General features: G+C 58.5%; 9 protein-coding genes, 2 rRNA genes and 1 pseudogene. 5 read left to right on the top strand and 7 right to left on the bottom strand.

Annotated elements, in window-relative coordinates; all coding sequences use genetic code 11:
- The 3 genes from rrf (JBE38_RS28130) to JBE38_RS27445 form a co-directional block, all read left to right on the top strand.
- Positions 1-81: ribosomal RNA gene (gene rrf / locus JBE38_RS28130) — 5S ribosomal RNA — on the top strand; the annotation flags it as partial.
- Between the two features lie 108 nt (positions 82-189).
- Positions 190-305, top strand: a 5S ribosomal RNA gene (rrf, locus tag JBE38_RS27450).
- Between the two features lie 327 nt (positions 306-632).
- A complete protein-coding gene (locus JBE38_RS27445; RefSeq protein WP_205345594.1) occupies positions 633-2513 on the top strand; it encodes a methyl-accepting chemotaxis protein in 1881 nt (626 codons plus the stop codon).
- Positions 2514-2551: 38 nt separating this feature from the next.
- Here JBE38_RS27445 and JBE38_RS27440 read toward each other — a convergent pair whose 3' ends face one another.
- From JBE38_RS27440 to JBE38_RS27420, 5 genes are all read right to left on the bottom strand, one after another.
- Positions 2552-3010: an SRPBCC family protein gene (locus JBE38_RS27440; protein WP_161550380.1), complete on the bottom strand. Its 459-nt coding sequence runs from the start codon at positions 3008-3010 to the stop codon at positions 2552-2554.
- A 19-nt stretch (positions 3011-3029) separates the two neighbouring features.
- The gene (locus JBE38_RS27435; protein ID WP_205345593.1) at positions 3030-6410 is read right to left on the bottom strand and encodes an amino acid adenylation domain-containing protein; all 3381 of its coding nucleotides are present in this window, start codon (positions 6408-6410) and stop codon (positions 3030-3032) included.
- Positions 6407-7354 (bottom strand): diiron oxygenase, encoded by a 948-nt coding sequence (locus tag JBE38_RS27430; protein WP_205345592.1) that lies wholly within the window; start codon positions 7352-7354, stop codon positions 6407-6409. The genes JBE38_RS27435 and JBE38_RS27430 overlap by 4 nt, the downstream gene beginning before the upstream one ends.
- Positions 7351-8109 carry a DUF3050 domain-containing protein gene (locus JBE38_RS27425; protein ID WP_090367678.1) on the bottom strand — a complete coding sequence of 253 codons (759 nt, stop codon included), beginning with the start codon at positions 8107-8109 and terminating at the stop codon, positions 7351-7353. The genes JBE38_RS27430 and JBE38_RS27425 overlap by 4 nt, the downstream gene beginning before the upstream one ends.
- 375 nt (positions 8110-8484) lie before the next feature.
- Entirely contained in the window at positions 8485-9195 is a 711-nt protein-coding gene (locus JBE38_RS27420; protein ID WP_060756943.1) for a GntR family transcriptional regulator, read from the bottom strand.
- 250 nt (positions 9196-9445) lie between these two features.
- Between JBE38_RS27420 and lapG the strand changes: the two genes are divergently transcribed.
- Together lapG and lapD are read left to right on the top strand one after the other, a co-directional pair.
- Positions 9446-10138 (top strand): cysteine protease LapG, encoded by a 693-nt coding sequence (lapG, locus tag JBE38_RS27415; protein WP_104995131.1) that lies wholly within the window; start codon positions 9446-9448, stop codon positions 10136-10138.
- 13 nt (positions 10139-10151) lie between these two features.
- The gene (lapD, locus tag JBE38_RS27410) at positions 10152-12098 is read left to right on the top strand and encodes a cyclic di-GMP receptor LapD (protein ID WP_090367676.1); all 1947 of its coding nucleotides are present in this window, start codon (positions 10152-10154) and stop codon (positions 12096-12098) included.
- A 35-nt stretch (positions 12099-12133) separates the two neighbouring features.
- Here lapD and JBE38_RS27405 read toward each other — a convergent pair whose 3' ends face one another.
- Positions 12134-12472, bottom strand: coding sequence for a hypothetical protein (locus JBE38_RS27405; protein ID WP_060756940.1), 339 nt, complete (start codon positions 12470-12472; stop codon positions 12134-12136).
- 139 nt (positions 12473-12611) lie between these two features.
- A pseudogene (locus JBE38_RS27400) lies at positions 12612-18085 on the bottom strand (LapA family giant adhesin); the annotation flags it as partial.

The raw sequence follows: 18085 nt of genomic DNA, 5'->3' as shown, positions 1-18085 counted from the left end.
CATCCCGAACTCAGCAGTGAAACGATGCATCGCCGATGGTAGTGTGGGGTTTCCCCATGTGAGAGTAGGTCATCGTCAAGATTAAATTCCGAAACCCCATTTGCGAAAGCAGATGGGGTTTTGTTTTATGTAGAAGCATATGAAATTCACCGGCACGTTGTGAATGCAACGGACTGGTATACAGAATTTCTTGACGACCATAGAGCATTGGAACCACCTGATCCCATCCCGAACTCAGTAGTGAAACGATGCATCGCCGATGGTAGTGTGGGGTTTCCCCATGTGAGAGTAGGTCATCGTCAAGATTAAATTCCGAAACCCCTGTCTGCCAATGCAGACAGGGGTTTTGTCGTTTAAGGGGGTATGCTGCCTCAGCATCAACCCAGCCCTGGGCCACTACGCGCGTTGCCAGCACTTGCGCTGCGGCAATGGACAACAGAACTACCGCCTGTCTCTTTCCTACGCTAAAAAAGGACGCGTCTCACAATATTTCTAAGATTTATCGATTCTTGGCCGAAAGCCTGATGAGCCATGCGTGCACTGAAATAGAGCGGCCCAAGAGTCCGCCTATCCCTTACATGGAATGTTCCACTCGGCACGCTCATCCCCCTTTGGCAAAAGAAGTCGATGAAATGAATCTTAAGTTCAGTCATAAAATTCTGTTGGCCGCGTCAGGCGTCGTGGTTTTGGCCTTCGCATTATTCACGCTCTACAACGACTACCTGCAGCGCAGTACCATCAAGCAAAATTTGGCATCGTCCATTCAGCAGTCCGGTGAACTCACCGCCAGCAGCGTGCAGAACTGGCTCAGTGGTCGCATTTTGGTACTCGAAAACCTGACGCAAAACATTGCCCATCAAGGCAGCGCTGCCGACCTTCCTGGGTTGGTCGATCAGCCAGCGTTCACATCGAATTTCCAGTTCACTTATGTGGGTCAAACCAACGGCGTGTTCACCCAGCGCCCCGACGCGAAGATGCCTGACGGCTATGACCCGCGTCAGCGCCCTTGGTACAAGCAAGCAGTAGTGGCCGACAAACCCATGCTTACTCCTCCTTATATGGCGGCTGTGGGTGGGCAGATCGTGACGATCGCCATGCCAGTGAAAAAGAACGGCGAGTTGCTCGGCGTTGTTGGCGGTGACTTGAGCCTGCAAACCCTGGTGAAGATCATCAACTCGGTCGACTTCGGCGGTATCGGTCATGCGTTCCTGGTGAGTGGCGACGGCCAGGTCATCGTCAGCCCTGACCAGGACCAGGTGATGAAAAACCTGAAGGATATCTACCCTGGAACCAACCTGCGTATCGAGAAAGCCAACCAGGACGTAGTCCTCAATGGTCAGGATCGCATCCTCTCGTTCACCCCCATCACCGGTTTGCCAGGCGCAGACTGGTACATTGGTCTGTCGATCGACAAAGACAAAGCCTACGCGCCACTAGGCAAGTTCCGCACCTCGGCATTGATTGCGATGTTGGTCGCCGTGATAGCTATCGCAGTGCTTCTGAGTCTGTTGATTCAGGTGTTGCTGCGTCCGTTGACGACCATGGGCGTTGCTATGCAAGACATTGCTCAGGGGGAAGGCGATTTGACCCGCCGCCTCGACGTGACCAGCAAAGACGAATTCGGTGAAGTGGGTAGCGCGTTCAACCAGTTCGTTGAACGTATCCACGCTTCCATTTCCGAAGTGTCGTCGGCAACGCGTCAGGTGCATGATCTGTCCCAACGCGTGATGGCCTCATCCAACGCGTCGATCATCGGTTCCGATGAGCAGAGTGCACGTACCAATAGCGTGGCTGCGGCGATTAACGAACTGGGCGCCGCCACCCAGGAAATCGCACGTAACGCTGCTGATGCTTCGCAGCATGCCAGTGGCGCCAGCGAACAGGCTGACGATGGTCGCAAGGTCGTTGAGCAAACTATCCAGGCAATGTCGGAGTTATCGCAGAAGATCAGTTTGTCCTGCACTCAGATCGAAACCCTGAACGCCAGCACCGACAACATCGGTCACATTCTTGATGTGATCAAAGGCATTTCCCAGCAAACCAACTTGTTGGCCCTTAACGCAGCGATCGAAGCCGCTCGTGCGGGTGAAGCCGGGCGTGGGTTTGCCGTGGTGGCGGATGAGGTGCGTAACCTGGCGCATCGTACGCAAGAGTCGGCGGAAGAGATCCACAAAATGATCACTTCCCTGCAAGTGGGCTCGCGTGAAGCCGTGACCACTATGAATGCCAGCCAGGCCTCCAGCGAGGAGAGCGTTGAAGTCGCCAACCAGGCGGGTGAACGGTTGGTCAGCGTGACCCAGCGGATCGTAGAGATCGACGGTATGAACCAATCGGTGGCTGCCGCCACCGAGGAGCAAACCGCTGTGGTTGAAACCCTCAATGTCGACATCAACCAGATCAATCTGCTTAACCAGCAGGGTGTGGCCAACCTCAACGAAACGCTGAGGGACTGCGATGCCCTGTCCCAACAGGCAAGCCGATTGAAGCAATTGGTCGATAGCTTCAAGATCTAACCATGCTGCACCGGAGCGAGATCACTCGCTCCGAGTGCTCAGCTAAGCATTCGGCGCACATTACGCAGTGCGCTGTCCGCGAACGCCTGCACAAACGCTTCGAACTCTACTTGCGTTGAAGCCAATGGCTCACCCACAAGCGTCCAGGTTGCCCTGGAGCTGCTTGCGCCAAGTGCTTGCACACTCATCGCCGCCCAGAATTGGGCCAAGCCCAAGGTGTTGTAGAGGGTGGTCCACGTCATCGACATGGCGGCTTCGTCTCGACTGTTGAGTTGCTCCACGACGCAATGCCCATTGTCGAAAAATTTCGTGCGCAATGCACCCACGCCTGCGCCGGTCATCTCAATGCGCGACAGGCCTGGAACGAAGGCATCAAAGCCTGCGAAGTTGCCCACCAACGCCCACAGGCGAGTTGCCTCGCAAGGGACAACGATGGAGGCCAGGATCGGTGTGCCGTTAGGGTTACGGATTAACGTATCGGGTTGTAGCGGTTTCATGAAGATGTCCTGAAGCAATTCAGAGAAAGCCGGTGGTCCTGAGGTAGTCGCAACCCTTACGTAGCAATGCCGGGTCTTTTGGCGGGTAATGTGTACCCATCTTCTCCACCCCCCAGCGTGCGTTGTCATAACAGATCATCGACGTGTCACCGATATCCTCACCCAGCACGCCCAGATAGAAACCCAACACACCAAACAACGCATTATCACGGCTTACTGCGCGCAGTGACCGTTGCCACTGTTCAATGCTTACCCGTTGGAAAATATGCCCAGCCTGGCTGAACGCATCGAGATACTGATCCCAGCTCAAGGGTTGTGGGTTGTGCAGGTTGAAAACATTTCGCCCAGCGCAAAAACAGGAACCGTGGAACGCTATGAAGCGGGCCAGGAAGTCCACAGGCATCAGATCGAAATTCACATCCAGCTGTGGCGCCAGCCCCAATTGCAGGGACCCCTTGAGCATCAACATCAACCGATTTTTCTGCGGCTGGCAAACGCCACTTTGACTGTTGAAACTGATGTTCCCCGGTCGCAGGATATTCACCCAGGCGCCTTGCGCGACGGCACGTCCCAGCAAGCGCTCAGCGACCCACTTGGACAGGTTGTAGCCATTTTTCATATAGAGCGGCAACGTACTCGCGGCACCGGTTTCTAAAACGTGCCTATGGGCGTCGATACTGCTGCAGGCGGACAGTGTCGAAATGAAATTGAATACCTTCTTGCAATACGTTTCGCAAAAGCGCAGGCACTCAAAGATCGGCTCGACGTTGTCCTTGGCGAGTAAGGCGTAATCCATTACGTGATTGACCTGGGCGGCGTTGTGCACCAACACACCGTAACTGCGCGCGAGGTGCTCATACACGTCGCAGGTAAGGCCCAGGCGAGGCAAGCGCATGTCAGCGGGGTACACCCGCACGCGGCTCAGGTCCAGATGTTGTTCCAGGCGATAGGCTCGCAACGCCTCGCTGAACCGAGCCGCCGCGCAATCGCCAGGCAGCTCCCGGATCAGGCACGCCACTTCATGTGCTCCGCCATCCAGCAGCGCCTGGACAATATGGACCCCGACAAAGCTGTTGGCCCCTGTGACAATGACCTTGCGCGGGTCACCTGCACAGTTTCCATGCAGCATCTCGACCCCTAGCACCCTTGTCGCATCTTTCTCCATCAGGCTTGAGGGTGTCTGGGGCAGTGCGCAGCCCTCCATCAGCGCTGCAAGCGTACGGATCGTGGGTGTTTCAAAGAAACGGCTCAAGGAAGGGCTGCGACCAAACCGCTCGCGCAGGCGCAACAAGAGGTTCGACAGCAGAATGGAGTGGCCGCCCCGGTTGAAAAAGCTGTCGTCGATAGACAACTCGTGCACAGCCAACCCTAGTAACTCCGCCCACAGTTCCATCAACTGCGCTTGAAGAGGGGTTTGTGCCGCGTAATGAGTCACCTCATGAGCGGCAGGAGGCGGCAGTGCTCGTAATGCCCGGCGATCAATCTTGCCATTGCTTGAGCGGGGCATGCTTGGCAACTCGCTCCAGCTCACGGGTTGCATGTATTCAGGCAGCCACTGTCGCGCGTGTTCCTTGAGGCTTGCCAGTGTGACGCCGGGCTCCGGCTGAGCGGCAAAACCGATGATCCTGTGCATTGGGGTGGTTACCACGGCCACCTGGCGGAACAGGCGACTGTTGCGCAGGCACTGCTCGATCTCCTGAGGTTCGACTCGAAAGCCACGGATCTTGATCTGGTCATCCCGGCGACCGCACAGCTCGATTCCGGTTTGCGTCCACTTGGCCAGATCGCCGCTGCGGTAAGTCGCCAGCAACTGTCCGTCCGGCAAGGTCAGCGTAACGAAAGGGCTGTCGGCCTGTGATGCTGCGTTCACGTAGCCCAGGCTCACGCCGGGACCGGCGATATACAGCTCGCCGACCACCTGCTCCTCCACCGGACGCAGGTGCTCGTCGAGGATCAGCACTTGGCTGTTGGCAATGGGACGGCCGATGTTGCGATGGCTGTCACCCAGCTGGAAAGTCCGGTGGGTCGCCAGTACCGTGGCTTCAGTGGGGCCGTAGAGGTTGTGCAACTGGCACTGGCCCGCCAGTCGCTCGATCACGTAAGGCTCGCAGAAGTCGCCACCGGTGAGCACATGAGTAAGGCCCAATGGCTGGTCCAGCGGTAGGATGCTGAGCAATGCCGGCGGTAGAAACCCATGGGTGACGCGCTGCTGACGAATCAACTCGACCAGTTGCAGAGGATCCGCCCGTTGTTCTGCGCCGGGCACAATCAGCTCGGCGCCAGCCACCAGGGCCGGGAAGATGTCGATCAGCGACGAATCGAAACTCAATGGCGAAAACTGCAGCACACGACTCTGCTGATCCATCATCACGCAGGCACCGAGCCAGGCGGTGAAGTGCGCCAGGTTGTGTTGGCTGAGCAATACGCCCTTGGGTTGACCCGTGCTGCCCGAGGTAAACAACGCCATGCAGGGCGCGTCTACACAAGGCCGATCATGCATCAGCGGCTGCGTGCAATCGCTGTGGCGCGGGTCGATCCTGCTGACATCCAGTGTATCGAAATGCTCTCTTAGAGGGTGCCGGCCGTCTTCCAGCAGAATGCAGGCTCCGATGCTTTCCAGCATGCTGTGTTGGCGCTGCACCGGGTGATCGGGTGACAGGGGTAAATACACTGCGCCGCACCCCAGCACCGCGAGAACGCTGGCGTAGAGTTCGACGGACTTTTCCAGGCACACGCCGATTACCTGGGGTGTCTCACGGCTTCCCAGCAGGGGTACCAATTGCTCCTGTATCGCCAAGGCGTATGCGTGAAGTTGGTGATAAGTCAGCACCTGCCCCGCTATATTCAGCGCAGGCCGATGGGCGTAGGCCTGAAGGCTCGTCTGCAACCGTTCGATCATGGGCACCTGGGCTGCCTGCAACAGTGCCGGTTGCGCGCTACGATTGAAGCGGTGCAAAAACGCCAACGCTTCCAGCCCTTGCAAACCTTGTTCGGGCCATTCGTTAACCGTGACCGGTGCGCAGAAATAATCGGGGTCTCTCGAGAAATCGCTGACCAGCACGGCGACCCATTCCACCAGTGCGTTCGTTGCCTCTTGGCGCAGCCTCTGGCCGTTACCGCTTGGCTGCGCGCAAACGTCATGCACGGCCAGCAGGCACCGCTCACGGTTGTAACAGCGAAACTGGAGTGCAGGCAGCCCGTGTGCACCGATCGGGCCGATGCCCACGCGCAGGCTCAGCCGGGATGTGTCGGCAAATACACTCGGCAGCGGTTGGCTACCGTCCTCGATCACCAGATCGACCGCCTCCACCCCGGCTGCGTGCCCGTACTGTTCCATCATCTGCCTGATGGCCCCGAGGGCCTCGCTTGGGGAGCCCCATCCAATCGTCAAGCACCTCATGCCAACCTCCCCGGTTGGGCCAGGTAGTCATTTAAAGCCTGGGCGACACTGGGGGTTTGCAGCACACCGCTGTGATGTAGAAAACTCATGATGTTGCCCACCAGCGGATGCCGGCGAGTAATAGGAAAGTCCATCGCGCCGATCTCATGGCGCAGTGTCACGCGGATGTCGAGATCGATGTCCAAATGCTCGATCAGGTGCAGATCGAAGTCCTTCTGCAGCTCATTGGTCAGGTAATGCGCCAGGAAAACCGGCAGGATTTCAGCAATGCTGTCACGGTCCTCCGGGCTTGCCCCCTGCCAGTAGAGACGTACCAACTGCGTCCAGAATTGCGCGTGGCGCCCCTCGTCAGCCAAGTGATCAGCCATCAAGCCACGGATGGACCGCTTGACGCTGTCGTCCTTGGAGAACGCCGCTACGTCCTGCGTCACCGTATTTTCGGCAATGGCCACGACAATCAACTCCACGGCATCGTGCAAGTGCGCCGGAGCGCCCGCCTGCGCTGCCGGCAGGGCGCGGCTCAGCTCGATTTGCCGGGGGAGTTCGAGAGGCTCAATACCCGTCATGTGCACGGCTTGCTGCAGGAAGTCCAGTGCGACCAGTGCGTGGTAATCCTCATCGATCACGACGGTCATCGCGTCGACGCGACAGGCCGCCGGGAAAGGCAGCGAGAAGCCGTTTTTGGCAATGCTGCGGGCGGTCTTGTCGACGATCTCGGTTTCGAAGATCACCACATTATTGACGAATTGGTAAAAGCTTTGCGCCAGTACGAAGTCGCGCCACTGCGGGCAATGGTCAAGAAAGGTCTCGCTGAGGACCAGCGGTTGGCGGCACAGGGGGTAGATTAATTTTTGGTCGTTCTCCAGCAGGCGTCGGGGGCGAGTGCGGATGGTTGCACGACGTTCCCAGTCTTCGGCAAACGAGCGGTAGCCAATGGTATTCATGGGTGCGCCTCTCGCATCGAGGCCTGCACGTCGTTCCAAAACAGGATGCGGCTTTCCATGGCGCTGATTGCAGTGCTGTCGGCCTGTTTCTGGCGCGTCGGGTCTGCGCCGATCAGGCGTTGGAGCAACTGATGGGCTGCCGGGCCATGCGCGTGGCTGTCCATCTCGATGTGGCGGTTGAGGTAGTGATGGAAAGTAGGTGCCTCACGCTCAATGAATCCGTGGCTGCGCGAGATGCGTTCGAACATCGACGGAATGACGCTTTCGCGGCCGTGCAGGAAGGCTGCCGCCACACAATGGCTGGGTGCGTTCCAGGCGATCTGCAACGTGCAGTCAACGAAGCGAGCAACGCCAAGTGGCGCGCTGACGGCTTGCAAGGCTGCGTTTGCTTCCACTTCCTGAAGCTGCAGGTCAATGAAGCGTGTGATCGCAAGTGTGCTGGCGCCCACTTCTGCCATTGCATCCAGGTACAGCTCGAAGTGACTGCTGTAGCCGCGAGTTGGATGCTCGTCCGACTCCTCGGCCAACACGATTTCATTGATCAGGCGGGCGGCGTGTGGGTCGGAGGGTGGGAACCAGGGGATCCCGGTGCAGGTCAGGTCCTGCTGCAAGCGTTTGGTCAGTGTCATGAAGTCCCAAACGGCAAATACGTGGTGCTCCATAAAGATTTGTAACTTACGGAGTGAAGTTATTTCTATAAATAGCGGGTGGCTGCACAACTGCAGTCTTTTTTGTTCAAGTAGATGTTGGTGCATGGTTGACGCCTGTATTGCGAATGCTCTGAGCAGTGATAAGGATTTTTTAATTAATAAATAGGCGGGTGACGCCAAGTCGGGGCCGCGGGCGCAGCTCCACCGTGATAACGGTGTGGGTGGCCAATTTTGAGAGGTTGGGGCTGTTGGGCGAAGATAATAAGCTGAATAAACGTTTGGGTGAGCTTATAAATGTATTAGATGTTTTTTCGAAAAATAACAGTGGGCGGAAATTGTCTTTTTAAAAGTGGGAAGTTTCTTTGTTGTCGGTCGGTTTAATTGAGTGTGTTCAATTTTTTATAACTGATTAGCGCGGGACACTTCCAGATAGAAGTTGCCCCGCTTAATAAATAGTCAGAGAAGGGGGACGGGAAGGGCTTACAGGGACCTTTTGTTGTCGCTGGTGTCGAGACCATTGAGGTAATTGGCGATCACTTCCATCCCGCGCATCAGGTGATTGCGTAGCGTAAGGATGCTCTCGTCGATTTTTTTCTGTGCCACCAGGCTCAGCAGTTCCCGGTGATCTTCCTGGGACGTCGGTCCCAGGCCCATCGCCTCGAGGTTGAAGCGCAGGAACCGCTCCTCCTCGTTCAGCCCATGTTCGACCAACTTGAGTAACCGCTGGTTAGGTGCCTTGCCATACAAGGCCATGTGGAACAGGCGATTGAGGCGTCCGATCTCGGTGTAGTCTTTTTCACGCTCCAGAGCATTGATGCAAGATTCGGCCTCTTCAATGTCGGCGTCGGTGAGCAAGGGGATCGACAAGCGCAACGCTTCGGACTCCAGCAACATGCGCAAGCCATAGGTCTCAGCCGAATTGTCCTCGATCAAGGGGGCTACCACGGCGCCTTTGTGGGTCACCACATGCAGCAAGGACTGTGCCTCCAGTTGGCGCAGGGCTTCTCGCACGGGCATGCGGCTGACACCGAACAGGCTGGCCAGTTCTTGCTGGCGCATAGCCGTGCCACAGGGCAGACGCCCATCGAGAATGGCGTTTCGTAATGTTTCTTCAATAACGGAGCGGGCAAGATGGGCGGGAATAGGCTCGCTGATTTTGATGCTGCTTAAAGGGTTCGGCTTCTGCGTCACGGTTACGCTATCCTCCTTTCTTGAATAGAGTCTGTTTAATTGGATCCAATGCACACTAAAGATGGGTTGCACGCTTGTCAAACAACCAAAGTTTCCGTTTGTAAGGGCTTACAGGAAGTACTTTGTGCATCCCACAAATTGCGGTTATAAATTTGGCTGGCTCATGAATGATTGCACTGTGCCATTGTTTTTTCCGGGTCAAAGCTTCACCATCCCTTGAAATTCCGTCTTTCTTCACGGACTGAACGCCTTGGCGGTAAGTTTTATTTCTTCCCGAATCCTCAGCTGGCTGTTTTCAGCGCTATTGTTGGCCGGCTTGATGCTCGGCGGGCTGCATGCCGATTGGGATTTCTCCCAGATCAGCCGCAAAGCCACCGCCTTGTACGGACCGTTGGGGAAGGGGCAGCAACGTATCGACGAGTGGCAGCGGTTGCTGGCGACGCAGAAACAAGTCAGTGAACAAGAGCAGCTCAAGGTCGTCAATCTGTTCTTCAACCAGCACATGACCTACACGGAAGACATCGATCTGTGGCATGTGGAAGACTATTGGGAGACGCCTGTCGAAGCCTTGTGGAAGGGTGCCGGTGATTGCGAAGACTACGCTATCGCCAAGTATTTCAGCCTGCGCCACCTGGGTGTTTCCAGCGACAAATTGCGCATTACTTACGTCAAGGCCTTGCGTCAGAATCGCGCTCACATGGTCCTGACCTACTATCCGACCCCCGACGCTATCCCGTTGGTGCTCGACAGCCTGATGGACGAGATCCTCCCGGCCACCCGCCGCACCGATCTGCTTCCGGTGTACTCATTCAACGCCGAGGGGCTGTACTTGCCGGGTGCCAAGGGCAACAAGAAAGTCGGCGATACCAAACGCTTGTCGCGCTGGCAGGATGTGTTGAGAAAAATGCGTGCGGAAGGCTTTCCAGCCGAGCCTGCCAACTAGGAGTAACTGATCGGTGTCTTTGTTCAAACAACTATTGATCGCAATCTGTCTGTTCCTCGTAGTCGCCTTCAGCGGCAGCTTCATGGTCAGCCTGGAGAGCTCGCGCACGCAATACGTCAACCAGTTGCGCTCCCACGCACAGGATGCGGCGACGGCATTGGCGCTGTCGCTGACGCCCAATATCGACGATCCGGCCATGGTGGAGCTGCTGGTCAGTTCGATCTTCGACAGCGGTTATTACGCGAGCATCCGCGTGGTGGACCTGGCAACCGACAAGACTATCGTCGAGCGTAGTGGCATTCCCGACAACAATGGCGTGCCCGACTGGTTCGTCAAGTTGATCGGCCTGGAACCGGCCGGGGGTGATGCGTTGGTCAATCGTGGTTGGGAGCAGGCGGCGCGGGTGGAGGTGATCAGCCACCCGATGTTCGCGCTGGCCAAACTCTGGCAGAGCGCCCTGGGCAGTCTCGGTTGGCTGCTGCTGTGCGGCGCGGTCAGTGCGGTGCTCGGCGCACTGTTGCTACGGCGGCAATTGAAACCTTTGGACTACATGGTCAAGCAGTCCCATGCCATCGCCCGCCGCGAATTCCTCAGCCTGCCTGAGCTGCCCCGCACGCCGGAACTGCGGCGCGTGGTACAGGCCATGAACCAGATGGTAGAAAAGCTCAAGGCGCTGTTCCAGGAGCAGGCCGAACGCAGCGAAAAATTGCGCACCGAATCCTATCAGGACAACCTCACCGGCCTGGCCAATCGTCGCTACTTCGAGATGCAGCTCAACGCTCGTGTCAGCAACCCGGAAGACACCAGCACCGGCTATCTGCTGCTGTTGCGGGTCAAGGACCTGGCCGGTCTCAACCAGCGCCTGGGTGGCCAGCGCACTGACCAGTTGCTGCAAGCGGTCGGTCAGCAACTGCTGCGCCAGTGCGAGCCGTACCCGGAAACCCACAACCTCGTCACGCGTATTCGCGGTGGTGAGTTCGCCGTGCTGGCGCCGGGGCTGATGCGTGAAGAGGCGCTGCAATTGGCGCAGAACCTCGAAAGCACCTTGCACAGCCTGCAGGCCACCGGCGCCAGCGATGTGACGCCGGTCGCTTACATGGGCCTGGCACCGTTCAACCATGGCGACGCCCCCCAGGCGCTGCTGACCTTGGCTGACCAGGCCCTGGCGCAAGCTGAGGGGCAGGGCGATAGCAGTTGGGTATGCCTTGACCATAGCGCCGCCGCCAGTGTTGGTGATGATCACCATGCCTGGCACAGGCTGTTGGACCAGGCACTGACGCAGCAGCGCTTCGAGTTGTATTTCCAGCCGGTGGTGGCCAGCCAGGACCCGCAATTGGTGCTGCACTATAAAGTCCTGTCACGCCTGCAGGATGAAGACGGCCATACGATACCCGCCGGGCGTTTCCTGCCGTGGCTTGAACGCTTCGGCTGGACGTCCCGCCTGGACCGCCTGATGCTCGAACAAGTGCTCAAACAGATGGCCGGCCACACCCATAGCCTGGCGCTGAACCTCTCGGCCGCGACCTTGCAGGATGCCCAGGCGCTGAATCGGATTGTTGAACTGCTACGCCAGCACAGCAACCTGGGCCCGCGCCTGACCCTGGAGATCGGCGAGGAACAACTGCCGGAGCAGGCCCTGCTCGAGCAATTGACCCATCGCCTGCGCGAGCTGGGCTTTTCCCTGAGCCTGCAGCGTTTTGGCGGGCGCTTCAGCATGATCGGCAACTTGGCGCGCCTGGGCCTGGCGTACCTGAAGATCGACGGCAGCTACATCCGTGCCATCGACCAGGAGAGCGACAAACGCCTGTTTATCGAGGCGATCCAGCGTGCGGCCCACAGCATCGACTTGCCGTTGATCGCCGAGCGCGTGGAGACCGAGGGCGAGTTGAAGGTGATTCGCGAGATGGGGATCTTCGGCGTGCAGGGGCAGTTATTTGGCGAGCCTGCGCCTTGGAAGTAATGCGGGTCTATTGCGTGGGCTGAGCACTCCAGCACTCAGATCAGCCCAGTCTCTTCATCATTGATCAAGTGGCTCAACCCACCCAATGATTCCCGCGCGTGGGTACGGTCGATCAGTTTTGCCTGGGCAGCGGGCGGCAGGTCCGTCACGCTGATAATGCCTTTGCTGGTCAGCACCTGGATCAAGTCGTCGAGCACCCGAATCATCTCCAGGTCACTCTGCTTGAGTTGCGCCAGGCTGGTTTCCACCACTTCGTTGGCGTACCAGGCCTGGATCTCATGGTGATCGGCCGGCAGGGTTTCGGTCGACTCGGCAAAGGCGGCGGCCTCCACGCGGCTTAGCGCGCCCTGGGCATCACGTTGCACATAAAACATAAGAACCCCTCGAAAATGAGCCACACGCCGTCGCCAGCATCGGCCAACAGTGTGTTGATAGGCACAAGTATGCGATGCAACCGCCCGGCAGGGCCAGCAACGAAATCGGCCGCCGGTGAGGGCGGCCGATATCCGAGGCTTAGGCGGTGTGGTCGATCTTGATGGTCGGGTCGGCACCACTGATCAGCGAGTTGATGCTGGTGTGGGACCAATCGTTGCCTTCCAGCTTGATCGTCACGTCGGCATTGGCCAGGCCACCGGCGGCGTTGAGCTTGCCTTCACTGCTCACTTGCAGGGTCGACACACCGTCCACCGTGGTGATCTTCAAGTAGTTGTCGATGGTGCTGTCCGTTTCACCCTTCAACAGATCCCGCAGATCAATGCGGTCGCCTTCCGACGCCTTGAAGTCCTTGATCACATCGTTACCGACGTCACCGGCTTTCCACACGAAGGTGTCGGCGCCCGAGCCACCGATCAGGATGTCGTTGCCCGGCCCGCCGATCAGCGTGTCGTTACCGGTGCCGCCCAACAGGATGTCATTGCCTTTGCCGCCGTCCAGGTAGTCATTACCGCCCTGGCCGAACAGGATGTCATCGCCTGCGCCGCCCAGCAGCGTGTCGTTGCCGTCTTTGGCGCCGGATACATCGAAGTCGGCGTAGTGCTCGGTCACGTACTGGTGCACGTTCGAAGGGGTCACGTCCGTCACGGCTACGCCGGTTTTCTGCGCCACAAAGGCTTGTAGCGCGTTGTAGCCCTCACCGGTAACGCCGCTGAAACTCACCAGGTCGCCGAAGATAATATCGTTGCCGTCGCCGCCGTTCACGGTGTCGCTGCCAGGCAGCGTGGCCTCGGTGTGACCGAGGATGGCATTGGCCAGGTCCTTCGGATCGATGTTGCTTTGCGGCTTGCCATCGCTGTCGTACGGTTTGAGGTCATTGAGGCTGACATCGCCGTTGATACCGATCGCTTCCACCTGCGACAGCCCACCCAGCAGCGCAAACGCGCTCTTGGCGTTGCTCAACGTCGCCGAATCGGTGCTGTAGCCTGTACCGTTCAGGTTGGACAACTCGTAGGTGCCGTCACCTTGGGCGTGAAGGGTGCCGAGATTGTTAAGGACCCAGCGCGATCCATTCCAGGTTTGCAATTGCGCTGCACCCGAGGTGTCGATGCTGAAGTAGTGGGTGTTATCCAAGTACTTGCTGAACGTTGTCCCCAGTGTGTAGTTGGACGTCGTCACCAGATCGTCGAGCTTGGTGTTGTAAATCGTCGGGTTGGTCTGCTCGCCACTCTGGTAGTACGTCGGCTGGCCATCGGTGATGAAGTAGGTCAGGTTGGTGGCGCCGGTGTTGCTGGTCGCCAGACCGCTCTGGAAGAAGTTCGCCGTGGTCTTGAACACGTCCTCATAGTTGGTACCGCCACCCGACGTCATCGAGTCCAGTACTCCCTTGAGCACGTTCAGCGCGTTCGGATCGTTGAGGTTGATCGCGACCGACTTGTTCACTTGGGTATCGAAGTCTGCCAGGAAGATATTCACCGTGCCCGAGGTGTTGGCGCCCAGGCTGTTTTTGAGCGAGTTGAACACCGAGGTCAGCGAGTCTTTCGCCGCGCTGATCGAAGCCGGGGTCATGCTGCCTGAACTGTCCACCATGAACGCGATGTTGTAGTTCTTGCCCTGCACCACGTTCAGGCCGCCGATATCAGAAACCATAATGTCGTTGCCATCGGTGCCGGTGAGCGAGTCGCTGCCCGAGGTGCCGGTGGCGGCGCTATAGGTCGCCGGGTACACGGTGACCGGCAATTGCGCGGTGGTGGTCGCAGAACCGCCGAGGCTTTCGGTGGAGGTCGAGGTGACCGCCAGGTTGAACTGGCCGCTGTAGTAGGTCGGTGGCTTGATCGACAGGGAGCTCAGGTCCCAACCGGTCACGTTGACTTCGCCCACAGCCTTGGTCGCGGTGAAAGTATGCCCGGATGCATCGGTGAGCACGGAGCCGGCCGGTATGCCGCTGATCTTCACGCTGAGGGTTTCCGAGCCGTCGGTGTCGGTCAGTGCGGTGGTGACCTTGGACAGCTTGACGGTGCCGTTTTCCAGACCTTCGTTGAGCTTGTAGCCCACGTAGTAACCGTCGCCGTTGCTGCCATGCAGGTCGGAGACGGTCACGCCGGCGTTGGTCAGGTCGGTGATGCCGGTGTACAGCGGCACGCCGCTGGTGCTCAGGTCTTGAACCGGGCCGCCATTGACCGACAGGTTGACGTCGTAGCTGCCAGGGCCGGACTGGTTGGCGTGATAGATCTCGAGGCTGTAATAACCACTCACTGTCGGTGTGATCGAGCCGCTGAACTTGCCGCTGTTGTTGCCCCACTGAGCGCTGGCCACGTCTTTGCCGCCGACGTTGATCACCAGGCTGTCATCGCCGGTACCGCTGAAGGTGTAGGTCTTGCCGGCTTCCATGTACATCAGGCCGGAGATCTTCGAGCCGCTGCCTGCCGTGACATTGGTGGTGGATTCGACGTTGGTCACCAACCCGCTGCTGTTTGGCGTGCCGGCGTTATCAATGGCGTTTTTCAGGTCGGCCGGTGCTGCGCCGTTCCCGTTGGTGCCGAGACCCGAAACGCTGTTCCAGCTTTGCTTGAGCAAGCCGATCGAATTGACGCTGTTGTCGGCCACATTCAGGGTCGGAGCATCGGCCACCGGGGTGATGTCGACTTTCACTGTGGCGCTGTTGCCCAGGTCCTTGCCGTCGGTAGGCTGGAACTTGAACTGCGCGTAGTCCGCCTGCTTGTTACCAACGCCGGTGCCACCATAACCGTCGGCGCCGGACTCGTTGGCGTTCGGCATAAAGCGCAACTGGCCGCCGTCGATCTGGGCTTTGGTGAAGGTCTGGCCTGCGGTCACGCTGGTCCAGGTCGTGCCATCCGCCGCCAGGTATTGCAGCTTGCCGGCCACCGGCAGGTCGGTGATTTTCACGCCGAGGCTGCTTTGTGGCGAGTCCACATCGGTCACGCCGAAGTTGGCCCAGGTCAGCGCCAGCGGCGTGTCTTCGGTGCCGGTCACGGCACTGCCGGTCGCCACCGGTGGATCGTTGACCGCCACTACGTTGACGGTGGTGGTCGCCACGTTGGAGTAGTTGCCGCCATCGGTCACGGTCACGGTAATGGTCCGTGGCGTGGTGCTCGGGTCGTGGCTGCTGTTGGTGAACGTAATGTTCTGGATACGCTGCATGTAGTCAGCCAGCGTGGCGCTGCCCGACAACGTCAGGGTGATGGTGCCCGTCTGGTTGTTGGTGCTGACGGTAATGCCATTCACGCTGTTGCCCAGGTTCAGTGCATCACCGGCCTGTGCGTTGGTCAGGGTGACGGTCGCGCCGGTCAGCAGGGTGCTGTCCGGGTCGGTGATCTTGATATCCGTGTCGGCAATCGACACACCCGGCCCGGCGGTGCCTTCGGTGAAGGTCGTCTTGTAGTCGGCACCGGTTGCGCCGCTGGAGTTGTTGGCATCCAGGTCGATAACCGGCGGCGCATCGTTGTCGATGATGTTGGTGCTGACGCTACCTTTGTCGACCACCAGGTTCTCGAAGTTGCCACCCGTGGTTTTGTCGATGGTGATGACGATCTGCTCGGTCGGCTCGGTGATCTTGTCATCGATGGTACGGATATCAAACGGCACGCTGCTGGAGCCGGCAGGGATCTTCACGGTGTACACGCCGTTGAAGTCCGAGCCGTCGGTAGCGGTGCCGCTGTATTTGAGCGTCACGGTCACATCGGTTTGCGCCGGGTTGCTCAGGGTCAGGGTGTAGTGCGCGGTTGCGCCTTCGGTCACCGATGTGTCGCCAGTGATGCTGATGGTGGTGTTGTTGACCACGTCGGTGACTTTGGTGACTACGGTGCTGCCGTCGACGATCAGGTGCTCGTACTTGTCACCGCCGCTGACCACGCCGGTGATCTTGTTGCTGACATCGTTGGCGCCCACGTACGCATCGTTAGGCGCAGTGGCGGTAGTGACGCCGCTGGACTTGCCGTTACCGATAGTGATGGTCGAACCGTTATCCAGCTTCACCACCAGGTCGGAACCGACGTTGTTGACCGCTACACCGTTCTTGTCGACCAGCGACGCGGTGTAGATGATCTGCCCGCCTTCGCTGGTAGACCCCGTGGCCTTGAGCGACACCGTCACATCATCGATCGTGTCGTTGATGGTAGTGGTTGCGCCGCCCGGTGTAATGCTCACACCTTCGAAGTTACCGCCAGTGGTGCCAGTGATCTTGACGGTCTGGGTGCTCTTATCGATGAACACGTCATCGCTTGGCGCCGGGACGGTCACCGTACCGACAGTTGCACCTTGCTTGATGCTGATGCTCGAACCGTTATCGAGCTGGATCACCATGTCGCTGCCGGCCTTGTTGCTCAAGGTGGCGGTGTAGGTGATCTGGCCACCTTCGTTGACTGCGCTTGGCGCGGTCAGCGTGACGGTGGTGAGATCGGTTGTACCGGGAGTGTCGGTAACGGTGGTATTTACCGGCGTAGTGCCCGGCACCAGGTTCTCGAAGTGTTCACCGCCAGTCACGCCTTTGATGGCGGTGGTGACGGTTTGATCGCCTTTGTAGACGTCGTTCGGCGCCACGGTGGTGACGGTGCCGCTGGATTGGTTCACACCGATGGTGATGGTTTTACCGTTATCCAGGGTGACGGTCAGTGGGTTGGGGATGTTGGTCACCGGCGCGCCGTTTTTATCCACAAGGCTGGCCGTGTAGACGATGTTGCCGCCTTCACCGACGGTGTTGGTGGCCGTCAGTACCACATCGACTTTGTCGATAGTGTCGTTGATGGTGGTGGTTGCGCCGTTGCCTGCAACTTCCAGTTTCTCGAAGTTGCCGCCGGTAGCGTCGGTGATCTTGACGGTCTGGGTGCTCTTGTCGATGAACACGTCATCGCTAGGTGCAGGAACGGTTACGGTGCCGACGGTGTCGCCAGCCTTGATGGTAATGGTCGAACCGTTATCCAACTTCAGCGTGACGTCAGTACCGGCCTTGTTGCTCAAGGTCGCGGTATAGGTGATCTGACCACCTTCGTTAACTGCGCTTGGCGCAGTCAGGGTCACGGTGGTGGTATCCGCAGTGCCCGGAGTATCGGTGACGGTGGTATTTACCGGCGTAGTACCCGGCACCAAGTTCTCGAAGTGCTCGCCGCCTGTGACGCCTTTGATGGCGGTGGTGACGGTCTGGTCGCCTTTGTAGACGTCGTTCGGCGCCACGGTGGTGACGGTGCCGCTGGATTGGTTCACACCGATGGTGATGGTTTTACCGTTATCCAGGGTGACGGTCAGTGGGTTGGTGATGTTGGTCACCGGCGCGCCGTTTTTATCCACAAGACTGGCGGTGTAAACGATGTTGCCGCCTTCACCCACAGTGTTGGTCGCGGTCAGGACCACATCGACCTTGTCGATGGTGTCGTTGATAGTCGTTGTCGCGCCGTTGCCTGCAACTTCCAGCTTCTCGAAGTTGCCGCCGGTAGCGTCGGTGATCTTGACGGTCTGGGTGCTCTTGTCGATGAACACGTCATCGCTTGGTGCCGGGACGGTCACGGTGCCGACGGTGTCACCGGCCTTGATGGTGATGG

It is taken from the genome of Pseudomonas sp. ICBG1301, from assembly GCF_016918385.1.
Classification (GTDB): domain Bacteria; phylum Pseudomonadota; class Gammaproteobacteria; order Pseudomonadales; family Pseudomonadaceae; genus Aquipseudomonas; species Aquipseudomonas palleroniana.
Note: the sequence above shows the minus strand (reverse complement) of the source record. Positions and strands in the feature narration are given on the sequence as shown.

Coding starts and splice junctions, on each gene's coding strand:
- JBE38_RS27430 (WP_205345592.1), bottom strand. CDS start 7,354: ATGAATACCATTGGCTACCGCTCGTTTGCCGAAGACTGGGAACGTCGT.
- JBE38_RS27440 (WP_161550380.1), bottom strand. CDS start 3,010: ATGAAACCGCTACAACCCGATACGTTAATCCGTAACCCTAACGGCACA.
- JBE38_RS27445 (WP_205345594.1), top strand. CDS start 633: ATGAATCTTAAGTTCAGTCATAAAATTCTGTTGGCCGCGTCAGGCGTC.
- JBE38_RS27405 (WP_060756940.1), bottom strand. CDS start 12,472: ATGTTTTATGTGCAACGTGATGCCCAGGGCGCGCTAAGCCGCGTGGAG.
- JBE38_RS27435 (WP_205345593.1), bottom strand. CDS start 6,410: ATGAGGTGCTTGACGATTGGATGGGGCTCCCCAAGCGAGGCCCTCGGG.
- JBE38_RS27425 (WP_090367678.1), bottom strand. CDS start 8,109: ATGCACCAACATCTACTTGAACAAAAAAGACTGCAGTTGTGCAGCCAC.